Here is a 21327-nt window from a genome sequence, read left to right as displayed (position 1 = left end):
CATTCCAACAAAATTTTAACAACGACAACAATCAATTATTAACAAAAAACTCTACTTTTGAGTGGGCCTAAAGTGGGTGAGATTACATCTTGAGTAAAGTCTTTTACTGTAAGTACTTTAGTTAAAAATTTCTTATAAATCATAAATAATATTAAATTTTACACCAGGTTGAGATTTATCTGTATTTTCGTTTTAATAAAATTGAATATATGAAAAGACTTTTTACAATCTCAGGCATTTTTATGCTTTTTTTACTTTCTCAAAATACTTTTGCTCAGGAAAAGCAATCTGGAGATAAGATTGATTATAAAAGTGACGAAGTAAAACATAATACTAAAGAGAAAACAATTATTTTACAGGGAAATGTTGTTCTAAAAACAAAAAATATTTCTTTGGAAAATGCTGAACGGGTAACGATAGACGAGAAAAACAATACGGTTACTATTTACAATCCAAAAGATTTTAAAATATTGTATGCTAAAACGGTATCAAAAACTGATGGAAGCAATAAAAATATAATCGTTTATAATACCAAAGACGAAAGTATTATCTTTCAATAATCTATAATTCACAAATATGAAAACAAAATTATCTATTCTGCTATTATTAATTGCAGGTTTCTGTTTTGCACAATCTAATCAGTTCATTTATGAATACACATTCAAGATAGACTCTTTAAACCGAGATAAATCTGATGCTGAAAATATGATATTGCATACTTCTCCTAAAGGTTCCAAATTTTACAGTCAGGTAAAAGCTATTTATGATTCTACCATGACTGCAGCATTTAAAGATGCACAGGCAACACAGAAGACGCATTTTGATTTTACAAATTTGAAACAGTCTAAAGTAAGTACAGAAGTGATAAAAACTTATCCCGATTATAAAAGAACATTAAAGCGAAGCATCAGCTCAAACCGGCTTTTAATTGTTTATGATAAAAAAATAAAATGGGAAATCAGCAAAGAAAAATCAAAAGTTCTGGGTTATGATGTTCAGTTGGCAACAACTGTTTTGCACGGCAGAAAATGGAATGTTTGGTTTGCTCCCGAAATTCCGATTCAGGATGGACCACACGAGTTTTGTGGGCTTCCCGGTCTTATTGTAAAAGCTGAAGATTCTAAAGGGGACCATCAATTTAGGCTTATCGCAACAAAAAAATTGACTGCTTATTCTGATGAAATGCTGAGTAAAAAAAGCAGAGAAATTATTGTAGACGAAGAAAAATTTAAAAAATTATGGAATGATTATAAGAAAGATCCTGTGAAAGAGATGCGACAAACTTCAGGTTCCTCAAGTATTTCAGCTCCTGTAACCGTTTCATCATCGATTACTTTCGATGGTAAAACATATTCACAAGATGATATGCTAAAGTTGATGGAAAAAGAAAGAAAAGATGCACTTAAAAAAACAAACAATTTTCTCGAGCTCGATTTATACAGATAAAACACTCAATTTAAATATTATTTCAAATAAAACATAGGCAATTCAGTCTGTGTTTTTTGTTTTATTAATGGTTAGATTTAAAATTAATCGCTCTGAAATTCTTATTTGGTGTAAAAATAGATAGGTAACAAATAACACTTTATCTCAATCTATAAACATCACCATATGAAATCACAAAACAATTTAGAAAAAAGAAGCCTTCGTGGTAAAACAGTCGTCGTTACAGGAGGAACCAGCGGAGTCGGAAGAGCTGCCGTTGAAGCCTTTGCTTTTGAAGGCTGCAACATCGTTATCGCAGCAAGAGGTCAGGAAGCTTTAGATGAAACTTTAAAGATTTGCAAAGACTTAGGTGTAAATGCTATTGCTGTTTCTACCGATGTTTCGAAAGCTGAAGAAGTAGACAATCTTTTGAAAGCTGCAGTACAAGAATTCGGACGAATTGATATTTGGGTAAACAATGCCGGAGTAATGGCAAGCGGAAAATTTGAAGAAATTCCGATGGAACTTCACGAGCAGGTCGTTAAGACCAATCTTTTCGGATATATGCATGGAGCGTATTCAGTTTTACCGCTTTTCAAGGAACAGAATGAAGGAATTCTCATCAATAATGTTTCAATTGGCGGATTTATGCCCGCTCCTTACAGCGCAGTTTATTCGGCAACAAAATTCGGAATCCGTGGAATGATGGAATGCCTGCATGGTGAAATTTCAGATTATCCTAACATTCATATTGCCAATTTGTATCCTCAAATCCAGAGGTCTACAGGAAATATGCATTCTGCAAAATTTTCAGGATTAGACTTTAAAATTCCGCCATTTGCTTCTGATCCTAGAGATACCGCAGATAAAATCGTACAGTTGGCGAAAGAGCCACAAAAGGATTTATTTCCGGACTTTAAATCGAGAGCATTGGTCAATTTATACGAAATGTTTCCAAAAGTAATTATCAATACCGCTTCTGCCGGAATGCGATTGATGATGAAACTAAAAAATGCACCACCCGATTCCGGAAATGTGCTTGAACCTTCTTCAGAACCTCATCGGATTTATGGTGAAACTATTTTACCCGTTCCCGGAAAGAAAGCCAAAATTGCTTTGGTTGCCGGATTAGGTTTGGGATTAGCTTTTATGCTTTTGAAATCTAGAAAATCGCATCAGGATATTTACTTGGATGATTGATGTTCATTACGTCAGTTCGAGTAAAATTCTGAAAGAATTTGTATCGAGAACTTTTATTTGAAAATAAAAACGAGAATCTGTAAAAGGTTCTCGTTTTTTATGGCTTTACCACCCGTCTTAACTTTCATTGAAAAATTAAAACGTCTGAATGTTTCACAAGTGGAATCAAGCTTTTTTTAAAAACGAAAGTTTCTTTCCTAAAAATTCTGTAATTTTTGATAATGCGTTGTTGATGACCAATATCAAGCATGAATGGTAAAGTGAAAAGTACATATGAAATTTTATAATTGCCGCAAAAATAATTTAAGAAATTGCCTTGTGTATTATAAGTATTCCGATTAAGAAAAATAGTTTTAGGATGTAATAATTTTTATATATTAGTATTACCAAAAAATATTTATATGAAAAATTATTTACTTCTTTTTCTGCTATTTTCAGCGGCTAACTATGTGAATGCTCAAAACGACAATTGCTCGGGAGCAGTCACCCTTACAGTAGGAACAAACTTTGCTTCGGGAGCAATCACTTCCACCAATGTTGGAGCTACGACAGACGGAACTGCTCCCTCCTGTAGTACCGACGCTGCCGAAAATGTCTGGTTCAAAGTAATTGTGCCTGCAAGTGGAAACGTCACATTAGAAACTCGTGAAGGTTTAGGTTCTTTATTTGATGACTCAGTACTTACTGTTTATAGTGGAGCGTGTGGTATTTTAACTGAAATTGGCTGTAATGATGATACTAATGTGAGTACTTTCTCACAGATTTCATTAACTGGGCAAATTCCTGGATCGACTCTATATATCAGTGTATGGAAATATGATTCTGCTGTTGATAATGGAGAATTCCAAATTTCAGCATTTGATTCTGTATTGCTTAATAATGTTTGTACAGATGCTACCCAACTTACTGTAGGAACAGATTTTACATCAGGGATGATATCTTCTCACAACATATTGGCAACTACTGACGGTACTTTACCTTCCTGCAACACAGACGCAGTCGAAAATATCTGGTTCAAAGTAATTGTGCCTGCAAGTGGGAACATCACATTAGAAACCCGTGAAATTAACGGCTCTTCATTTTATGATTCTGTACTTACCGTTTATAGTGGAACCTGTGGTGCTTTGACAGAAATTGCTTGTGATGATGATGGTGGCGTTGATTTATTCTCACAAATATCGTTGACAGGGCAGACTCCCGGTGCTACCCTTTATGTGAGTGTATGGAAATATGATTTAACTATTGATAGTGGAGAATTCGAAGTTTCGGCATTCGACAATACTCAATTATCTACCACCGAAATTTCTGAAAAGAAAGATAAAATAAAAGTATATCCAAATCCTTTCGGTGATCTTCTTAATATTTCAGATGTATCTGAAATAAAATCACTTTCTGTTACCGATTTTTCGGGAAGATTGATCAAAACTATTGAAAAACCTTCATCTTCAATTCATTTAGGTGACTTAAAACAAGGAACTTATTTGATTACTTTAAAAATGACCGACGGAAGTGTAAAAACTATAAAAGCAATTAAAAAGTAAACTTTTTAATTAATAATAAAGAAAAGGCTATCAAATCTGATAGCCTTTTCTTTATATAAAACTGTATTACTATTTCGCTGCCTTTATCAGCTCATTGATGTCTGCATACAGCAATTTCCAATCTTGAATGTCTTTCATAGCAGTAATGAGACTGAGGAAAGATTTTATTGTTTTCTCTAGATCTCTTCGGATGGCTGTTGCACTTTTCATCAGTCGGAGATTGGCATTGGCTACTGCCTGTTCGGCAAATATAATTTCGAAAGCTTCGTGCTTAGATTTCATGTCATTAAAAGCAGTCGTCAGTGAAAGTGCATGAAGCTTTTGAATGTTTTCAGGTTTTTCAAGGTCTTCGATGAGCTTTTTCATCTGAGCCGTTTGGCGAGAATAACTTTCTTTATCCATATCTATTCCGTAAAGTCTGAAAATCTGAAACACATCTTCAGCAAACTGATAATTCGATAAAGTAGTCATTTTGCGGTAACCATTAAGGAGGTTCTTTAAGACTCTGAAAGCGTTATCTCGCTCTCTGTCTGCCTCTGCAACATTTACTCCTTTCCCGCTGTAGATTTGTTTGGTGTAGACCTCATCGTAATCTGCAAACATTGTTTTAAGATCTGTAAGCAAAGGATGATCGCTGATGACAGGGAAATTCCCTGATTCTGAAGAATTAATAATTCTCTGAGAAAGAGTAGCCAGATCTTTGGTACTCAATTTTGATAATGTAATTTTCATACAAATTGTGTTTTAGTTGTTAATAATTCACTTATTACAAGTTTTAAATGTAAATAAAACATTGTTTTGTTTCAAACATTTTGTGGGAAACAAAACAACTTTGTATTTGGTCTCCAACAGATTGCGGGACACTTCCGTCAATTGTGTTTTGTTACAAAACAGTTGATTTCAAACAAAAGTAAAAGTTGTTTGGTTTAAAAACGATTGTTTTGTGATTTCCGAAGGAGGTGTGGGGTTTAAAACGAATGTTTTTGAATGTTTGAATTTTAGTAGAAATACTGAAGATTTTGAATTTATTGAAAAGTAAATTGCGGAATGGTACTTATTTTTAAGTTGTTACGGCTTTCCGTAATGAAAGCTACTATGAGAATATTATTTTTGAAGAAACTTAAAATATTTTAAATAAATTAAAACTATAACCTCAATGAATGAAGAAATTTTATTACAGAATATAATTTTACACGAAAATGCTTATTTTTTTATAAAGGACAATAACCAATATTTAACCAAAAGACTTATCAAAACAACTTTTGAAGAGGCTTCTCAAGACAAGCAAGGAAGGTTTTTATTAAATATTCAAAAAGAATCATATGTCATTAATGAAAGGGAAATCTATTATTCGATTGCAATATTTAAATATATAAAGAAACCATCTTTTATTGAAGAGTCAATTGTAGGTTGGGAAGAAACTAAACTTGCGTACATATGTTTAATAGATTTTGAAAATCATATCGTAATTGCTAAAAGAAATATATCTAAAATAAATGATTTCCTCTCACATTTTGAACCACTAGATTATGATGTAATGACATCAATATTTTCAAATGAAAATACTTCTTTTGAAAAATTGAGTATGGATAATATGAATATTTCAGACAAAGCTATAAGACAAAAAAGCTTAGAATCAAATAATTTAAAGGATAATGTATCTACTTTTGGTTTACAAGGTTACATCTTAAATAATGTTCGAGTTAATAATGATGATAGTAAAATTGCTTTATCACTTAATGCCTCACGAATTAATCAATTAGGACCAAAAAATAATTTTAAAGGTTTTTTAAAATGGTCAGATAAAGTAGTTGAAAGTATAAAAGATTGTACTCTTAAAATTAGTTTTTTATCTTCATTTGCAACATCAGTCGATTATACAAAATATAAAGATGTTTTAAATCCGACAGCAATATTAATAATTTTAAGTAAATTATATAAAGAATATGAAGAAAACAAGATTAAAAGGTGCTTTATTAAATTGAAAATTAATAAAGAATATATTGAACGTAATATTAACTTATTGAGTATTCTTAAACATTTCGAAAAATTGGTAGAAATTGAGGTTGCTGATGAAGGTTATCATTTGAAGCATCAGCTCATAAAAGATTTATTTCTTTTTAAAAATAATAAATCAATAACTCTTCGCTCAGCAAAGCTGGCAAAAGTACATGTAGAGTATGAAAATGATTTATCTTTTCCGATTTTATCTGTTCTTAATTGGACAAAAAGTTATATAATTACATTTGATAATCCTGAACTTATTTATTGTAATAGAAAATTGTTTAAGGATAGCAGATTATTAGGAAATTTAGAAGGACTCCTCAAAATATTTATTCCATATTCAGAATTAGAAAATGTGAGTTCTGAAAAAGGTAGTTTTAGAATTACATCAACACTTTTTGATGCAAATTCAGTTTTTGGTTTTGTGGAAGAAGAATTTATGGCTAATCATGATTATTTTATTTGTGACGACCTTTATAAAGAATGGGCAGATCATATTGGACTAAGCGAAAATACAATATCTTTTTACCACTCAAAATATAAAGATTCAAATTTTTCAGCTTCTGATTTTCAGGATATTATTGGTCAGGCTCTTAAAAATTTAGGCAACTTAAGTCCTGGAGAAGACCAATGGAGTTTAAAAGAAAATTATTGGGAAAGAAATTATAAAAATGATGGTATTTTAACCCAAATCTCTAGAATAAGAACAAAACAAGATGAAAAAGATGTAATTGAATACTTCAAAAAAGTAAAAGGTTATCCTAATATAAAAAAACAAGTATTTATAATAATCAATTTCATTAGTAAAGCTGCTTTAGAAGACAGATTGATGAAGTTACAAAATGGAGAGTACTTTGTTGAACGTAACGAGGTAATACAAATTCTTTGGTTTGTTTCCTCTTTAATTTCTAGTTGTTATGAAGCAAATACTGAAGTTTATATTTGTTGTAAACCATAAAAAAACCTGCTTCAAAGCAGGTTTTTCCATATATAAAATTAAAAATCTTAATGTCCAGATTTTGCATCAGCATCCTGTTTTACATGGCTTAAATATTTAGTACAATACGCACCAAAAATTAAGATGGCAATATAACAGAACACAGGAATAATAAATGATTGCTGTACGCCGAAAACATCCGCCAAATAACCCTGGAAAATAGGAACAATCGCACCACCTAAAATAGCCATTACGACCAATGAAGATCCTTGACTCGTGTATTTTCCTAATCCTGAAATGGCAAGTGTATAAATATTAGAGAACATAATCGAGTTGAAAATTCCGATTCCTAAAATGCTGTACATTGCCAATTCGCCGTGGTTTAACATCGCTGAAATCAGTAATAAAACGTTGATTCCTGCAAAAATCGATAACGTTCTTGCCGGAGCAGATTTCCCAACAAAGAATGCCACAAAATTTAAAGCAATAAATACCAAGAAGAAACTAATTTGTGAAAACGTAAGATCAACAATGCTAAAAATTACTAGGAAAACCGCAGCTGCAGCTCCCAACATATATAATGCTTTCTTTCCTTGACTGATCGAATGATTTAATGAAATCGCACCTAAGAAACGGCCGATCATTGCACCACCCCAATATAGAGAAAGATAGTTTTTACTTACTACTTCAGAAAGATTCATGATCTGAGGCTGCTCTAAAAAGCTGATGATAAAACTTCCTACTGCCACTTCCCCACCTACATAACAGAACATCGCAAAAACGCCGAACTTTAAGTGATTAAACTTAAAAGCTCCAAAGCCTTTTTCAATTTCCTCTTCCGCAGTTTGGAATGATGGCAACTTTACTCTTGAAATCAATAAAGCCACCAATAATAAAATTCCCGCAAAAATTAAATAAGGAATTCTTGTTGCGACAGCAGAGAACGATCCGTCTGCTGCAGAGAAGAATTCAAAAATTAAATGTCCGCCCAAAACCGGAGCAATCGTTGTTCCGAAGGCATTGAAAGCCTGCGTCATATTCAGTCGGCTTGATGCAGAATCTTCCGAACCTAAAAGTGATACGTAAGCGTTTGCCGTAATCTGAAGAACGGTAAATCCTAATCCAAGAACGAATAAAGCTCCTAAAAACAATCCGTAAGAAGAGAATGTTGCTGCCGGATAAAATAAAATACATCCGAAAGCCGCAAGGAAAATTCCGAAAAGTATTCCTTTTTTGTAGCCTACTTTGTTGATGGGATCTCCGCTTGATGTAGAAACCAGAAAATAAATTAGTGAGCCTATAAAATAAGCTCCAAAGAAACAGAACTGAACCAACATCGATTCGAAAAATGTCAGTTTAAACAGTTGTTTCAGGTATGGGATGAGGATGTCATTCATGCATGTGATGAATCCCCACATAAAAAATAAAAGCGTAATGGTAATCAAAGGAATGGTATAATTCCTTTTAGATTGTACTTCATTATTTATCATATACATTAAAATTAAGAGGCTAAGATAATCTCTTTTGCTGATAATCTCTTAATTTGAGACAATAAATTTATCTTAGATGACCGATTTTAAGATGATATTAAATGAAAATGAAGAAGTAATTAATTGATTTTTAATTATTTATTATTGATTTGAAAACGAAAATGTCATTGCTTCATAATGAATTTATAGTAAAGATAAAAGTTAAAAAATCCCTAAAAACAGTTGCGGAAATGTATTATTAGGGTAATGTTAAATTTTTAATGTTAAATTTGTCACACTAAGTATTCACAAACAGTTTTATGGATTCACAACAACAATTTTTAAAGAAATCTGAGGAGGCAAAAGATCTTTTTCTTCCACACCTTTCTGCAGACCCTGTAGTTTTTGGTTTTGATCAAAGTGAATTAAAGGTTCTTCTTCTTCAGATGACGTATCGTAAGCAATGGCTTTTACCGGGTGGTTATGTAAAAAAAGAAGAAGATATAGATGATGCAGCGAAACGGGTTTTAAAAGAGCGAGCAGGAATTTCTGATGTATATTTAGAAGAGTTTGCTGTTTTTGGTAAAAATAAAAGAAGCGAATTTTATTTTGAAGACTTCGACGACTCTCTATGGCAGAAACAACGTTTTGTTTCCATAGGATATTATGCTTTGTACAATCCGGATAATGCAAACCTTGTCGTGGATGAGCTTAGTGAAAAATGTGAATGGATTTCTCTGAGCCAGCTTAGCGAAATAGAATTGGCAATGGATCATCGTGAAATTATAGAAAAAGCTTTGTTGACTTTGCGTGAAAGAATTACGTATAAGCCTATCGGTTATAATTTATTGCCTGAAAAATTCACACTTTCAGAATTACAAAAGTTGTACGAAACCATTCTGGGGAAAGAACTTAATCGCGGAAACTTTTACAGAAAGATAAAAAATTTAGAGATTCTCAGAAAATTAAATGAGCAACGTCGTGGTGGTGCCCACAAATCTCCCGACCTCTACTCTTTTGATGAAGAAAATTATAAAAAAGCTTTAGAAAACGGACTGAGCAATTGGTAATAAAAAAATCCTGAGTAAATCAGGATTTTTCTTTTGTGTGAAGTTATTGCAATATATTTAAGTTTTTAATACTTTCAATTTCTGCCATAAACTACCAACTAAAAACCATCAACTATTTATAAGCTTAACTGTCTCTGAAATTCTTCAATATATTTTGCCAAATGAAGCCCATCTGCCAATCCATGATGTGCCTCAATGGAAACCGGAAGATACTTTTTACCTTCACGAATGGTGAATTTTCCAAATGCAATCTTTGGTATAGATTCTTTAGGATCAAAATTGGTCGGATGCAAAATGGTAGTAAATGAGTTCCACGGGATTGTAGTGTGCCTAATGTGATTAATTGGTAAAACATCGTTGCTTATTCCTAAACCTGTAGAATTTTGCACAGATTTAATTTCTTCTTGAAGTCTTTCGTTAAAAGTTTCAAAGTCTTGAGAATAGTGAAAAAATGAAAACCCAAACGTTCCGTCTGCTCTTCCAATTGTGCCTCCTACATGTACCTCATCATACAAAATCACTTGTCCGTCAACAATTCTGAGTTTTAATTCATCCACAGTATTGATCGCCACCATTGATTTATAAAGATAAACAGCATAAAAAGAATGACCTTCTCTTTTGGCTTTATCATAAGCTTTCGTGCAGTCTACCTCCGTTGTAAATCCGAAATACGGGCTAGCCATTTTAGAAAAAAACTCATAATGCTCTTTTCTGTTCCAGCTTTCAATATCTATAACCTTCATTGATTTATTTTTTGCAAATTTCCGTAAGATTTATTAATTCTAAAGTGACGAAAAACAGAAATTTGATTTTTTGAAAAATTATTATGCAAACTTCAATTTATATTGAGAAGGATTCATTTTCATCTGTTTTTTAAAATAATTGGTGAGATGACTTTCATCTGTAAACCCAAACTCGAAGGCAATCTGCTTCATGGTCATTTTTCCCGACAGAATTCTCCGTTCTATTAACCTTAATTTATAATTTTTCACGTAATCCCGATAACTTACTTCAAAATTTCGTTTAAAATAATTACTGAAATAACCTGGTGAAATACTGAAATGTTGAGCAATTATTTGCATTCTGATAAGTTCAGGATTATAAATGTTCTTGTGGATATAGGTGATAAGATCTTCCTTTTCTGGAGTTTTCCGGTCGATATTAAACTTCATGTTTTTCATTGAAACTTCACGGATCAGTCCAAAAAGTGACATTACCTGAAAAAATACAATCGGCGAATCTGAAACTTTATGATATTGGTGATACTCAAAAATGTTTTCAACAGTCTTCTTTAAAATGCTTTTGCATGGCTCATTAAACCTTAGCTTTTCTTCTTTAAAGACGGGGTTTCGCATTATATCAAAAGGTGAAGCCATGAAAATATCGTCTGGTGAAAGATTTTTGTGAAAATTAAAATAACTGTCGTTAAATTTTATAAAACAGAATTTGGTTGATTTTTTGATGTCAAAAAAATGCTCATCATCCGGAGAGATCAGATAAAGGTCTCCGGATTTATAAGGGATCACCAGTTTGTTGATGTGATGATTTCCTGTTCCTTTTACAATAAAAACAAGTTCGTAATAGGTATGACTGTGATTGGGAAACGGATAAACTTCAGCTTCAAAGCAATCAAGCTCCAAAGGCTCAAACTGTTTTCTCTTCATGTAATAAAATTACAATATGTTATATAATTGTTACAAGTGTTTTGCCGTTTTTTTTGACAAAATTTGTAATAGCTTATTCTGCATCTCTTTTGTAGATGTTGAATAAAAATCTAGTTAACCATTTCATTATTCAGAATTCATTAAAAAAAATATTATACAGCAATGCAATACAGAAAATTAGGAAACAGCGATTTAGAAATTTCAGCAATCACCTTTGGAGCTTGGGCTGCAGGAGGCTGGATGTGGGGAAGTACAGATAGAAATGATGCTATTGAAGCCATAAAAGCTTCTTACGATGTTGGTGTGAGTTCTATTGATACGGCTCCTATTTACGGACAGGGAACAAGTGAAGAAATAGTGGGTGAAGCCATCAAAAGTATTTCCCGTGATAAAGTACAGATTCTTACTAAATTCGGAATGCGTTGGGATTTGGCGAAAGGAGATTTTGCAATGCACAGCAAAAATAATGACGGACAAGATATTGATGTCTATAAATATGCAGGAAAAGAAAGCATCATCTATGAATGCGAACAAAGTTTAAAAAGATTAGGCACAGATTACATCGATCTATATCAAATTCACTGGCCGGATTCTACCACGCCGATTGATGAGACTTTTGAAGCCGTTTCAAGATTGATCGATCAGGGAAAGGTTCGTTTTGCCGGAGTTTGTAATTATAATGCTCAGCAAATGGCAGAGGCAGAAAAAACGTTGAATTTAGTTTCCAACCAGATTCCGTTTAGTATGGTTAATCGTGGAATTGAGGAAGAGACAGTTCCTTACTGTATAGATCACAATAAATCTATTTTGGCATACAGTCCTTTAGAAAGAGGTTTGCTGACAGGAAAAATCACTACAGATTATAAGTTTCAGGAAGGAGATCATCGAGCGAAATTACCACACTTCCAACCAGAGTTTATTGAAAAAACAAATCAGCTTTTAGATAAAATAAAACCGATTGCAGAAAACCATAATGCAAGTTTAGGACAACTTGTTTTGAGATGGACAATAGAAAGACCTGGAATTACCATCGCTTTGGCAGGAGCCAGAAATGCGGAACAGGCTGTACAAAATGCAAAAGCAATTGATATTAGCTTAAGCAAAGAAGAATTGAAAATTATTGACGATTTGGTCAATGCTTTTTAAATTTTAAAAATCACCACTCACAATAATAAAATGGAAAGAAGAACTTTCTTAAAAAACAGCGGACTCGCAGCTGCAGGATTAATGGCATCATCTGCCGTTCCTGCTTTTGCATCCCAATTATTAAAAGAAAATAGTATGGAACAATTTGAAAATACAAGCCTTGGAAAAAGATTCAGACCAAAAAATAAATCAGGCTTTGGCGGAGTTGCTTTAGGAAACGGATTTAATGCCAATTCGGATATTGAATGTCTGCAATCCATTGAAGCAGCATGGAACGCCGGAGTTCGTTATTTTGATACTTCGCCTTGGTATGGTTTAGGTCTTAGCGAACACAGAATGGGATTGTTTTTGAAAGATAAAAAACGTGATGAGTTTACACTCTCCACAAAAATCGGAAGAATTCTGAAGCCTCACGATGATTTCAAATTAGACGGATTATGGAAAGGAAAACTCAATTTTTCTTATGACTACGATTATTCTGCTGCAGGAGCTAGAAAAAGTGTAGAAGACAGCTTGCAAAGATTGGGCGTTGCTTCATTAGACATCGTTTTCATTCATGATCTGTCTCCTGATAACAAAGATATGAAAGGCGATTGGGAAAAATATTTTGATATTGCTGCAAAAGGGGCTATGCCCGAATTGATCAAAATGCGTGAAGAAGGTTTGATTAAAGGCTGGGGATTTGGCGTAAACACGATTGAACCCATTTTAAAAGCCATCGAAGTTTCAGATCCGGATATTTTCTTATCTGCTTGTCAGTATTCATTGATTCATCACAAAGATGATTTGAATAAAGTTTTCCCGAAAGCTGCTGAAAAAGATATTTCAATTGTTGTAGGTGCACCTTTGTGTGCAGGCTTTTTGTCCGGTAAAGACCGTTATTTATATAATGGAGACTTTCCAGCCGGAGTTAAAGAAAAACTGGCGTCTTTACAGCGTGTCGCTAATAATCATAAAGTAGATGTAAAAACGGCTGCTCTTCAGTTTGCAGCTGCTCCGGACGTGGTTTCAGGAGTGATTCCGGGAGCTCACACCGTTAAACAGGCTCAGGAAAATGCAGCTTCATTTAAAGCGAAAATTCCTGCAGGTTTCTGGGCAGAATTAAAGAAAGAAAAGTTAATAGAAGAAAATGCACCCGTTCCAAAAGGATAAATTATGGAAAAAAGAAATAATAAATACCAACTTCAACTGAATGAACTGTCGCTTAAAGATGGTTCTTCAGCTGAAAAAAAACTAAGTTTTGAATTTGAAAATCATGATGATCTTTTTAAAATTTTTGAGGTGATAAAATCTAAAAATATTTTTGAGGATGAAAATACCGCAAATGAATTTAGTTTAGGATTAAAGCTATTCACAGAAGTGATGCTAAAAAACAAGCAACATCCTTTATTTGAAGACTTGCGACCTGCCATCACAGAATTTATGAAAAAACTGAAAAGTCAGTAAACTATGAAAGACTTTAAAACCATATTTTTCTTTTTAAGACTTCCAATTGCCATTTCATTAGCAGGACACGGATTGGTAAGATTACCAAAATTACAGACCTTCACCGAAGGAATGGTAAAGTCTATGGAGAAATCTGCAATTCCTGAAGCGTTGATTACGCCTTTCGGATATGTTTTGCCATTCTTAGAAGCGATTATAGGAATTTCTCTTTTAATTGGTTTTAAACCTAAACTAACGATATATTCTGCAATTGCCTTGATGAGTATTTTGATTTTGGGAAGCAGTTCTATTGAAAATTGGTCAGCTATTGAAGCACAACTACTCCATTCTTTGTATTTGTTTGCGCTTTTGTGGTTTTATTTAAAATACAGTTCTGAAGAAAATCAACCATTAATTTAATAAACTATGATCGAACGAATTTTAGAAGGCGAACTTTGGACCGCCAAAAAAGTTGAAAACAATTATATTGTTAGCATTAAAGACAAATCTAGCATTGTACAAGCTTTGAATGACTTTGTACTAAATCAGAATATCAAATCTGGTCAGATAACAGGAATTGGTGCGGTGAGTGAAGCAACGTTGAGGTTTTTTGACTTCTCGACGAAAGATTATGTTGATAAAAAGTTTGATGAACAAATAGAAGTTACCAATATTTCTGGAAATGTTTCTGTACTTGACGAAAAACCGTTGCTTCATCTTCACATTACTTTGGGACGACAGGATTATTCTGCAATTGCCGGGCATTTACAAGATGCAAAAATTCGGGGCGCAGGAGAATTCTTTTTCTATCCTTTCGAAACAGCGGTATATAAAACTAAAAATGAAGAAGTAGGAATCAATCTCTATGATTTTGAAAAGTCGGATGAGAAACCTTAATTTTGTTTTATATTTTTTCAAATGTTTGACATCCTTATTTCTCATATTCAAAACAAAGTCAGTTTAACTGAAGAAGAAAAAACTGAACTACAGTCTTTTTTTTCGGTTAAAAAATTGAAGAAAAAACAATATTTGTTGCAGGAAGGCGATGTTTGTAAATGCCTTTCTTTTGTTAATAAAGGTTTGCTAAAGTCTTATTTTACTGATGAAAAAGGTGGTGAAAACATCAATATGTTTGCATTTGAAGGTTGGTGGATTTCAGATTTTAAGAGTTTTATCAATCACGAAAAAGCGGTTTTGAATATCGATGCAGTTGAAGAAACAGAATTGCTCATGATCACTCTTGAAGATTATGATAAACTGATGCTAAAAATTCCAGTGATGGATCGTTACTTTAGGATTTTGTACCAAAATAGTTTGGTGACGAAAGATTATCGTTTAATAGCTTCAAACAGTTATACAGCTGAGGAAAAATATCTTCAGTTAGTTCAAAAAAATCCCGAAATGATCAAAAGAGTTCCACATAATCTGATTGCATCCTACCTTGGTTTGGCACCGGAAACGATCAGCCGAATTCGTAAGAAAATTTTGTTGAAAGGTTAATGCTTACTGAATGTAAACTTGACTGAGGTCAACTGAAACTCATGATGTAGATCAAGTATTTTCGCTGATCACCACCATAATTTTGTAGAAGAAATTTTACATTATGGAAAACAATAAAAATATCGCATTGGTTGTCGGTGCAACGGGAATTACGGGAAGCAATCTCGCTCAGGAACTTATATCTCAAGGCTGGGCAACTTACGGAATATCCAGAAATACAAACACTAATATCGAAGGATTAATCCCGGTAAAAGCTGATTTACTAGACGTACAAAGTTTAGAAACAGCCCTGGAAAATATCTCTCCTACTCACATTTTTTTCACAACCTGGATGCGAAATGATACAGAAGAAGAAAACATTCGTGTAAACAGCGCCTTGATTAGAAATCTGTTAAATGTTTTGTCTCCCAAAAAATCTGTAAAACATGTTGCTTTGGTTACAGGATTAAAGCATTATTTAGGACCATTCGAAGCCTATGCAAAAGAAGGAAAATTACCGGAAACTCCTTTGAGAGAAGAGCAACCTAGACTTCCGCTTCCCAATTTTTATTATGCTCAGGAAGATGAGGTTTATGCAGCTTCTAAAAGAGATGGTTTTACCTGGAGCATTCACAGACCGCATACTGTAATTGGGTATGCAGTAGGAAATGCAATGAATATGGGAACTACTTTGGCGGTTTATGCAAGTATTTGCAAAGAAACAGGCAGTAAATTTATCTGGCCGGGATCTTCTGCACAATGGAACGGAATTTCTGATGTGACAGACGCCAGAATTTTGGCAAAACAATTGGTTTGGGCATCAACTTCAGAAGAAGCTAAAAATAAAGCATTTAATATCTCAAACGGTGATGTGTTTCGCTGGAAATGGCTTTGGAAAAGGCTTGCAGATTGGTTTGATATAGAAGCTGTCGGTTTCGAAAATGAAATTAAGCCTCTAGAAAAAGAAATGCAAAACAATCATGGGGTTTGGAAAACAATTGCTGAAAAATATGGTTTAAAAGAAAACAATTTAGACCGTTTATCTTCAGCGTGGCATACCGATTTAGATTTAGGAAGACCTCTGGAAGTAATGACTGACATGAGCAATAGTAGAAAATCCGGTTTTCTGGAATATCAAAACACGGAAGAATCTTTTCTTGATTTGTTTAAAAAATTAAAGGAAGAAAAACTGATTCCTTAGATCGTTAATATAAAAGAGTTGTTGTAAAGCAGCTCTTTTTTTTGATTAATAAAATTTGTTCCTTTGTAAAACAGACCAATTGGTATTTTATGAAAAAATCGGAAGCAACACGCCAGAATATTCTTCAAAAAGCATTTGAATTAATCTACAGTCACGGGTATCAAACGACCAGTGTTGACGACATTATTGCGACGACTCAAGTGACAAAAGGAGCTTTCTATTATCACTTTAAAACGAAGGATGAAATGGGTTTGGCAATTATCAATGAACGAATGAAACCCACTTTTAAAAATACTTTTATTGAACCTTTTCAAAGTGATGTAAATCCTTTAGATACAATTTATAATCTGATGTACCATTTACTGATAGAAAACGAAGATTTAAAGGTTGAATATGGTTGTCCGGCTTCCAATTTTACTCAGGAAATGGCTCCCTGGAATATTGAATTTACAAAAGCTTTAAACGAACTTTCTCTGGAATGGGAGAAAGCAATGATCAATGCGATTGAAAAGGGAATAGAAAATGGTAAAATAAAATCGGAGGTTAATGCAAAAGAAGTTACTGTTTTTGTGATGTCGGGTTATTGGGGTGTTCGGAATTTAGGGAAATTAGAAAATTCTAAAGGAGTTTATCTTATTTATTTAAAAGGACTTAAATCTTATTTTAATAGTTTGGAATAATTTTTTCTTAAAAAACATACTGATTAGTATGTTTTTGTTTTATCTTTGTCATGTTGATAAAAATTTGATAATGTACCAGACACTTACATTTCTGCATTCCATTGTTCGATGGCTAGTTTTACTGAGTTTATTATACTCAATTTTCAGAGCTTATAAAGGTTATTTTTCGAATAAAGAATTTACAAAGGCAGATAACTCCATAAGACATTGTACGGCAACAATTGCTCATGTTCAATTGGTTTTAGGAATTATTTTATATTCTCAAAGCCCGATCATCAAATATTTTTGGAAGAATTTCAATGAAGCTAAAGAATCATTTGATCTTTTATTTTTTGGAATGATTCACATTTTTTTAATGCTGTTTTCGATTATTCTAATCACAATTGGTTCAGCCGTTTCCAAGAGAAAAACAACTGATAAAGAGAAGTTTAAAATAATGTTGATCTATTTTATCATTGCTTTACTTATTATTTTCATTGCTATTCCTTGGCCTTTTTCTCCACTTGCAAACAGACCTTATTTCAGATAATTATGATTCATTTATTTAAAACTAAAATCGGACGTTTAAGAATTATCGCAATTCTTGAAGGAATTTCATTATTAACCTTAGTATTTATCGCAGTTCCTCTAAAATATGGATTTGATAATCCTGCATTTGTAAAAATGATGGGACCAATTCATGGCACATTATTTCTGCTGTTTCTATTTAATACATTAAGTGTTGGTGTCGAGCAAAACTGGAAGTTTAAAGAAATAACCTGGAAGGTATTGTTGGCATGCGTTATTCCGTTTGGAACATTCTATATTGACCATAAAATTTTAAGCAGATTATGAAATCATCTCGATTGGAAATACAAAAGCCAATGGAAAAGAATTTGAAACCGGACATATCGTTGGTTCACAGAATATGTCTTTAGGAACAATCCGTGAAAGATATGTAGAACTTGCTCCGGCTAAAACGTATATCACAGTTTGTTCGCACGGTTTAAGAAGCGTAAAAGCAGAACATATTTTAAAAGAAAAAGGCTTTAAAAAAGTTTACAACGGCGGTGCATGGAACGATTTGCAGAAAAGTCTTGAAAAGAAATAATTTGGTTAGGTTTTTGAATATTCAAAAACACACTAATCATCACACTTTTGAAACTCATCACATTTACAAACAAAGGTATTTACTGTCCGCAGGGAAAATTTTATATAGATCCTTGGCGACCTGTTGATTTTGCGGTCATCACTCACGGACACGCCGATCACGCCCGTTGGGGGATGAAGAAGTATCTTTGCCATCATTTTACAAAACCTATTTTACATCAAAGAATTTCACCGGATATTGAATGTCAGACTTTGCAGTATGGTGAAGTTTTAGACATCAATGGTGTGAAACTTTCTCTTCATCCTGCAGGGCACATTATTGGTTCTGCACAGATTCGTCTTGAATATAAAGGTTATGTAAGTGTTATTTCGGGAGATTATAAAATTCAGGATGATGGTTTGAGCACTCCTTTTGAAGTGATTAAATGTAATGAATTCGTTACTGAAAGTACGTTCGGACTTCCGATTTACAATTGGTTGGAAGTTCCTGATTTAAATAAGAGACTTCAAAATTGGGTTCTCAGAAATCAGGAGAATCAAAAAACTTCTGTTTTCATCGGATATTCTTTGGGGAAAGCGCAAAGGATTATGAAAGCGGTTGAAGGAATGGGGAAAATTCACGTTCATTACTCGATCGGAAAATTGAATAAAGCCTTTGAAGAAGTAGGAATCGTACTTCCAGATTATGAAGTTCCTGATTTTAGGGAAAGTATCAAGCAAGTTCAAGGTGACATTGTGATTGTTCCGCCTGCATTATTAGATAGTAATGTGATTAAGAAAATTCCTGACGCTGCAACGGCAATTTGTTCAGGATGGATGCAGGTTCGCGGCGCCAGAAGATGGCGAAGTATGGACGCTGGTTTTCCAATGAGCGACCACGCCGATTGGAAAGGTCTTTTACAGGCAATAAAAGCTACCGAAGCCGAAATCGTTCACGTCACACACGGACAAACAGAAGTTTTTTCAAAATATTTAAACGAAATCGGAATTAAATCTGATGTGGTGGAAACTTTGTATGGAGACGATGATGAAGAAGTAGAAAAAGAGAAAACAATTATTGAAAATTAAACTTTCAAGGTTTTTGCATCTGAAGGCTTCAGAGAAGCCAACTGTTAATAGCAGATATTAATAACCAAGAGATATAGCTCCGTAGGAGCGACCTATTAATTACGGATTGCTAAGGGTCAAATAATCGCAGCCCGACTTGAGTGTAAATCCTTTTTTTGCTAAGTACAAATTTTGATTATATCTGAAAACGTTTTGCAAAAAAAGATTGGGAACGGAAGGCGAATTAAGCTGCCCAAAAAAACAAAATTTAGAATGAAAAATTTCGCAGAACTCATCAACGCTCTCGAAAGCACCAATAAAACCAATGCTAAAATCGATGCTATCATCGATTATTTGGAACGAGCTCCAGATGATGATAAATTGTGGTTCATCGCTTTGTTTACGGGCAAAAGACCCAAGCGAAACGTCAACACCAATTTTATGAAAGAATGGGCATTGGAAATTACACAATTACCGTTTTGGCTATTTCAGGAAAGCTATTCTTCGGTTGGAGATTTGGGTGAAACTTTATCGTTAATTCTTCCGCCTCCAATAGAAAAAATTGAAAAAACGTTGTCTGAATGGATGCGTGAAATTATCGGCTTAAAAAATAAAACGGATGTTGAAAAGAAAGAATTCGTTCTTAATTCCTGGAATGGGCTAGATTATACTGAGCGTTTGATTTTCAATAAATTATTAGGTGGAAGTTTCAGAATTGGTGTTTCGTCAAAAACATTGATAAATTCTCTGACAAAATTTTCAGGACAGGAAGCAAGCACTTTAATGCATAGTTTGATGGGAAAATGGCAGCCTGATGAAGTCTCCTTTAAAGAATTGATTTCTGCTGAAAATATTAATCCTGATAATTCAAAACCCTACCCTTTTTGTCTTGCATATCCTTTGGAAAAAGATTTGGAAGATTTGGGAAAACCTGAAGATTGGCTCATCGAATATAAATGGGACGGAATTCGTGGACAAATCATCAAAAGAAATGATGAAGTCTTTATTTGGTCTCGTGGTGAAGAACTGGTAACTGAGCAGTTTCCTGAAATTAAGGAGACTGTAAAAGCAATGAAAGGTAATTTTGTGATAGATGGAGAAATACTTGCGGTAAAGGAAGGAAACGTTTTAAATTTTAATGAATTACAGAAACGTTTGAATCGTAAAACTTTAACCAAAAAAATGCTCGCAGAAATTCCGATTGAAGTTTTTGCATATGATATTTTAGAACTCGAAGGAACTGATTTGCGGGAAAAACCAATCTCAGCAAGAAGAGCAATGCTGGAAGAATTATTATTAAATGAAGCTCCTGAAAATATAAAAATTTCTCAGGCAATCAGTTTTGAAGACTGGACTCAATTAGATTTAATACGAGAAAATTCAAGAGATATTAACAGTGAAGGCTTGATGCTGAAGCAGAAAAATTCACATTATCATTCAGGGCGAAAAAAAGGTGATTGGTGGAAATGGAAAATCAATCCGATGACGATTGATGCGGTTCTCATTTATGCCCAAAAAGGAAGCGGAAGACGAAGTGCTTACTACACCGATTACAGTTTTGCCGTAAAAAACGGAGATAAATTGGTCACAATTGCCAAAGCCTATTCCGGATTGACCGACAAAGAAATTATGGAAGTCAGCAAGTTTGTGAATAAAAATGCTATTGAGAAATTCGGTCCGGTTCGTACCGTGAAAGCTGAATTGGTCTTTGAGATTGCTTTTGAAGGAATTGGTTTCAGCAATCGTCATAAAAGTGGTGTGGCATTGCGTTTTCCAAGGATTCTAAGATGGCGAAAAGATAAAACCGTTGAAGAAATTGATGATATTGAAGAGATCAAAAAATTAATACAATAAATTTAAATGCAAAGCGCGCAAAGTTTAATTTTTAAAATATTGAAAACATTTCCGTTCGCAAAGGCACTTCGTTCAGCAAATGATAACAGAAAGCCT

23 protein-coding genes are annotated in these 21327 nt (G+C 33.5%); 19 read left to right on the top strand and 4 right to left on the bottom strand.

The features are described from left to right. Positions 1 to 209 precede the first annotated feature (209 nt). From AB671_RS09420 to AB671_RS09405, 4 genes are all read left to right on the top strand, one after another. Complete coding sequence (locus tag AB671_RS09420; RefSeq protein WP_066681389.1) at positions 210 to 560, top strand: LptA/OstA family protein; 351 nt, start codon at positions 210 to 212, stop codon at positions 558 to 560. A 16-nt stretch (positions 561 to 576) separates the two neighbouring features. Then, on the top strand, positions 577 to 1446 hold the full coding sequence (locus AB671_RS09415) for a GLPGLI family protein (protein WP_066681387.1): 870 nt from the start codon (positions 577 to 579) through the stop codon (positions 1444 to 1446). Positions 1447 to 1611: 165 nt separating this feature from the next. After that, complete coding sequence (locus AB671_RS09410; RefSeq protein ID WP_066681385.1) at positions 1612 to 2625, top strand: SDR family NAD(P)-dependent oxidoreductase; 1014 nt, start codon at positions 1612 to 1614, stop codon at positions 2623 to 2625. A 401-nt stretch (positions 2626 to 3026) separates the two neighbouring features. Then, the gene (locus tag AB671_RS09405) at positions 3027 to 4166 is read left to right on the top strand and encodes a T9SS type A sorting domain-containing protein (protein WP_066681383.1); all 1140 of its coding nucleotides are present in this window, start codon (positions 3027 to 3029) and stop codon (positions 4164 to 4166) included. A 69-nt stretch (positions 4167 to 4235) separates the two neighbouring features. Here the strand turns inward: AB671_RS09405 and AB671_RS09400 are convergent, their stop codons facing one another. After that, positions 4236 to 4898, bottom strand: coding sequence for a DUF6261 family protein (locus AB671_RS09400; protein WP_066681380.1), 663 nt, complete (start codon positions 4896 to 4898; stop codon positions 4236 to 4238). A 424-nt stretch (positions 4899 to 5322) separates the two neighbouring features. Between AB671_RS09400 and AB671_RS09395 the strand changes: the two genes are divergently transcribed. Next, positions 5323 to 7128: a hypothetical protein gene (locus AB671_RS09395; protein WP_066764771.1), complete on the top strand. Its 1806-nt coding sequence runs from the start codon at positions 5323 to 5325 to the stop codon at positions 7126 to 7128. A gap of 47 nt (positions 7129 to 7175) precedes the next feature. On the opposite strand, the gene AB671_RS09390 is transcribed toward AB671_RS09395, so the two are convergent. Further along, complete coding sequence (locus tag AB671_RS09390) at positions 7176 to 8597, bottom strand: sugar MFS transporter (protein WP_066678310.1); 1422 nt, start codon at positions 8595 to 8597, stop codon at positions 7176 to 7178. Between the two features lie 299 nt (positions 8598 to 8896). Between AB671_RS09390 and AB671_RS09385 the strand changes: the two genes are divergently transcribed. Then, positions 8897 to 9646: an NUDIX hydrolase gene (locus AB671_RS09385; RefSeq protein ID WP_066678308.1), complete on the top strand. Its 750-nt coding sequence runs from the start codon at positions 8897 to 8899 to the stop codon at positions 9644 to 9646. A gap of 116 nt (positions 9647 to 9762) precedes the next feature. Here AB671_RS09385 and AB671_RS09380 read toward each other — a convergent pair whose 3' ends face one another. Together AB671_RS09380 and AB671_RS09375 are read right to left on the bottom strand one after the other, a co-directional pair. Further along, the gene (locus tag AB671_RS09380; protein ID WP_066678307.1) at positions 9763 to 10389 is read right to left on the bottom strand and encodes a chloramphenicol acetyltransferase; all 627 of its coding nucleotides are present in this window, start codon (positions 10387 to 10389) and stop codon (positions 9763 to 9765) included. An 81-nt stretch (positions 10390 to 10470) separates the two neighbouring features. Further along, entirely contained in the window at positions 10471 to 11310 is an 840-nt protein-coding gene (locus AB671_RS09375; RefSeq protein ID WP_066678305.1) for an AraC family transcriptional regulator, read from the bottom strand. Positions 11311 to 11472: 162 nt separating this feature from the next. On the opposite strand from AB671_RS09375, the gene AB671_RS09370 reads away from it, so the two are divergent. From AB671_RS09370 to AB671_RS09310, 13 genes are all read left to right on the top strand, one after another. Then, entirely contained in the window at positions 11473 to 12456 is a 984-nt protein-coding gene (locus AB671_RS09370; protein WP_066678303.1) for an aldo/keto reductase, read from the top strand. A gap of 30 nt (positions 12457 to 12486) precedes the next feature. Continuing rightward, positions 12487 to 13608: an aldo/keto reductase gene (locus AB671_RS09365; protein WP_066678301.1), complete on the top strand. Its 1122-nt coding sequence runs from the start codon at positions 12487 to 12489 to the stop codon at positions 13606 to 13608. A 3-nt stretch (positions 13609 to 13611) separates the two neighbouring features. Continuing rightward, the gene (locus AB671_RS09360) at positions 13612 to 13902 is read left to right on the top strand and encodes a DUF3861 domain-containing protein (protein ID WP_066678299.1); all 291 of its coding nucleotides are present in this window, start codon (positions 13612 to 13614) and stop codon (positions 13900 to 13902) included. A gap of 3 nt (positions 13903 to 13905) precedes the next feature. Next, positions 13906 to 14301 carry a MauE/DoxX family redox-associated membrane protein gene (locus AB671_RS09355; RefSeq protein WP_066678298.1) on the top strand — a complete coding sequence of 132 codons (396 nt, stop codon included), beginning with the start codon at positions 13906 to 13908 and terminating at the stop codon, positions 14299 to 14301. Between the two features lie 6 nt (positions 14302 to 14307). After that, entirely contained in the window at positions 14308 to 14778 is a 471-nt protein-coding gene (locus AB671_RS09350; RefSeq protein WP_066678296.1) for a PPC domain-containing DNA-binding protein, read from the top strand. Between the two features lie 114 nt (positions 14779 to 14892). Beyond that, positions 14893 to 15381 (top strand): Crp/Fnr family transcriptional regulator, encoded by a 489-nt coding sequence (locus AB671_RS09345; RefSeq protein WP_262484065.1) that lies wholly within the window; start codon positions 14893 to 14895, stop codon positions 15379 to 15381. 103 nt (positions 15382 to 15484) lie between these two features. Beyond that, the gene (locus tag AB671_RS09340; RefSeq protein ID WP_066678292.1) at positions 15485 to 16561 is read left to right on the top strand and encodes an SDR family oxidoreductase; all 1077 of its coding nucleotides are present in this window, start codon (positions 15485 to 15487) and stop codon (positions 16559 to 16561) included. A gap of 89 nt (positions 16562 to 16650) precedes the next feature. Beyond that, positions 16651 to 17241, top strand: a complete 591-nt coding sequence (locus AB671_RS09335; protein WP_066678291.1) for a TetR/AcrR family transcriptional regulator — start codon at positions 16651 to 16653, stop codon at positions 17239 to 17241. A 70-nt stretch (positions 17242 to 17311) separates the two neighbouring features. Beyond that, a complete protein-coding gene (locus AB671_RS09330; protein WP_066678319.1) occupies positions 17312 to 17770 on the top strand; it encodes a hypothetical protein in 459 nt (152 codons plus the stop codon). Between the two features lie 2 nt (positions 17771 to 17772). Then, complete coding sequence (locus AB671_RS09325) at positions 17773 to 18075, top strand: DUF3817 domain-containing protein (RefSeq protein ID WP_066678290.1); 303 nt, start codon at positions 17773 to 17775, stop codon at positions 18073 to 18075. A gap of 1 nt (position 18076) precedes the next feature. Then, positions 18077 to 18331 carry a rhodanese-like domain-containing protein gene (locus AB671_RS09320; protein ID WP_066678289.1) on the top strand — a complete coding sequence of 85 codons (255 nt, stop codon included), beginning with the start codon at positions 18077 to 18079 and terminating at the stop codon, positions 18329 to 18331. 47 nt (positions 18332 to 18378) lie between these two features. Further along, positions 18379 to 19398, top strand: coding sequence for a ligase-associated DNA damage response exonuclease (locus tag AB671_RS09315; protein WP_066678288.1), 1020 nt, complete (start codon positions 18379 to 18381; stop codon positions 19396 to 19398). Positions 19399 to 19650: 252 nt separating this feature from the next. After that, positions 19651 to 21231, top strand: a complete 1581-nt coding sequence (locus tag AB671_RS09310; protein ID WP_066678317.1) for an ATP-dependent DNA ligase — start codon at positions 19651 to 19653, stop codon at positions 21229 to 21231. The last annotated feature ends 96 nt before the right edge of the window (positions 21232 to 21327 follow it).

The sequence above is a fragment of the Chryseobacterium sp. BGARF1 genome, assembly GCF_001677955.1.
Lineage (GTDB): Bacteria > Bacteroidota > Bacteroidia > Flavobacteriales > Weeksellaceae > Chryseobacterium.
Note: the sequence above shows the minus strand (reverse complement) of the source record. Positions and strands in the feature narration are given on the sequence as shown.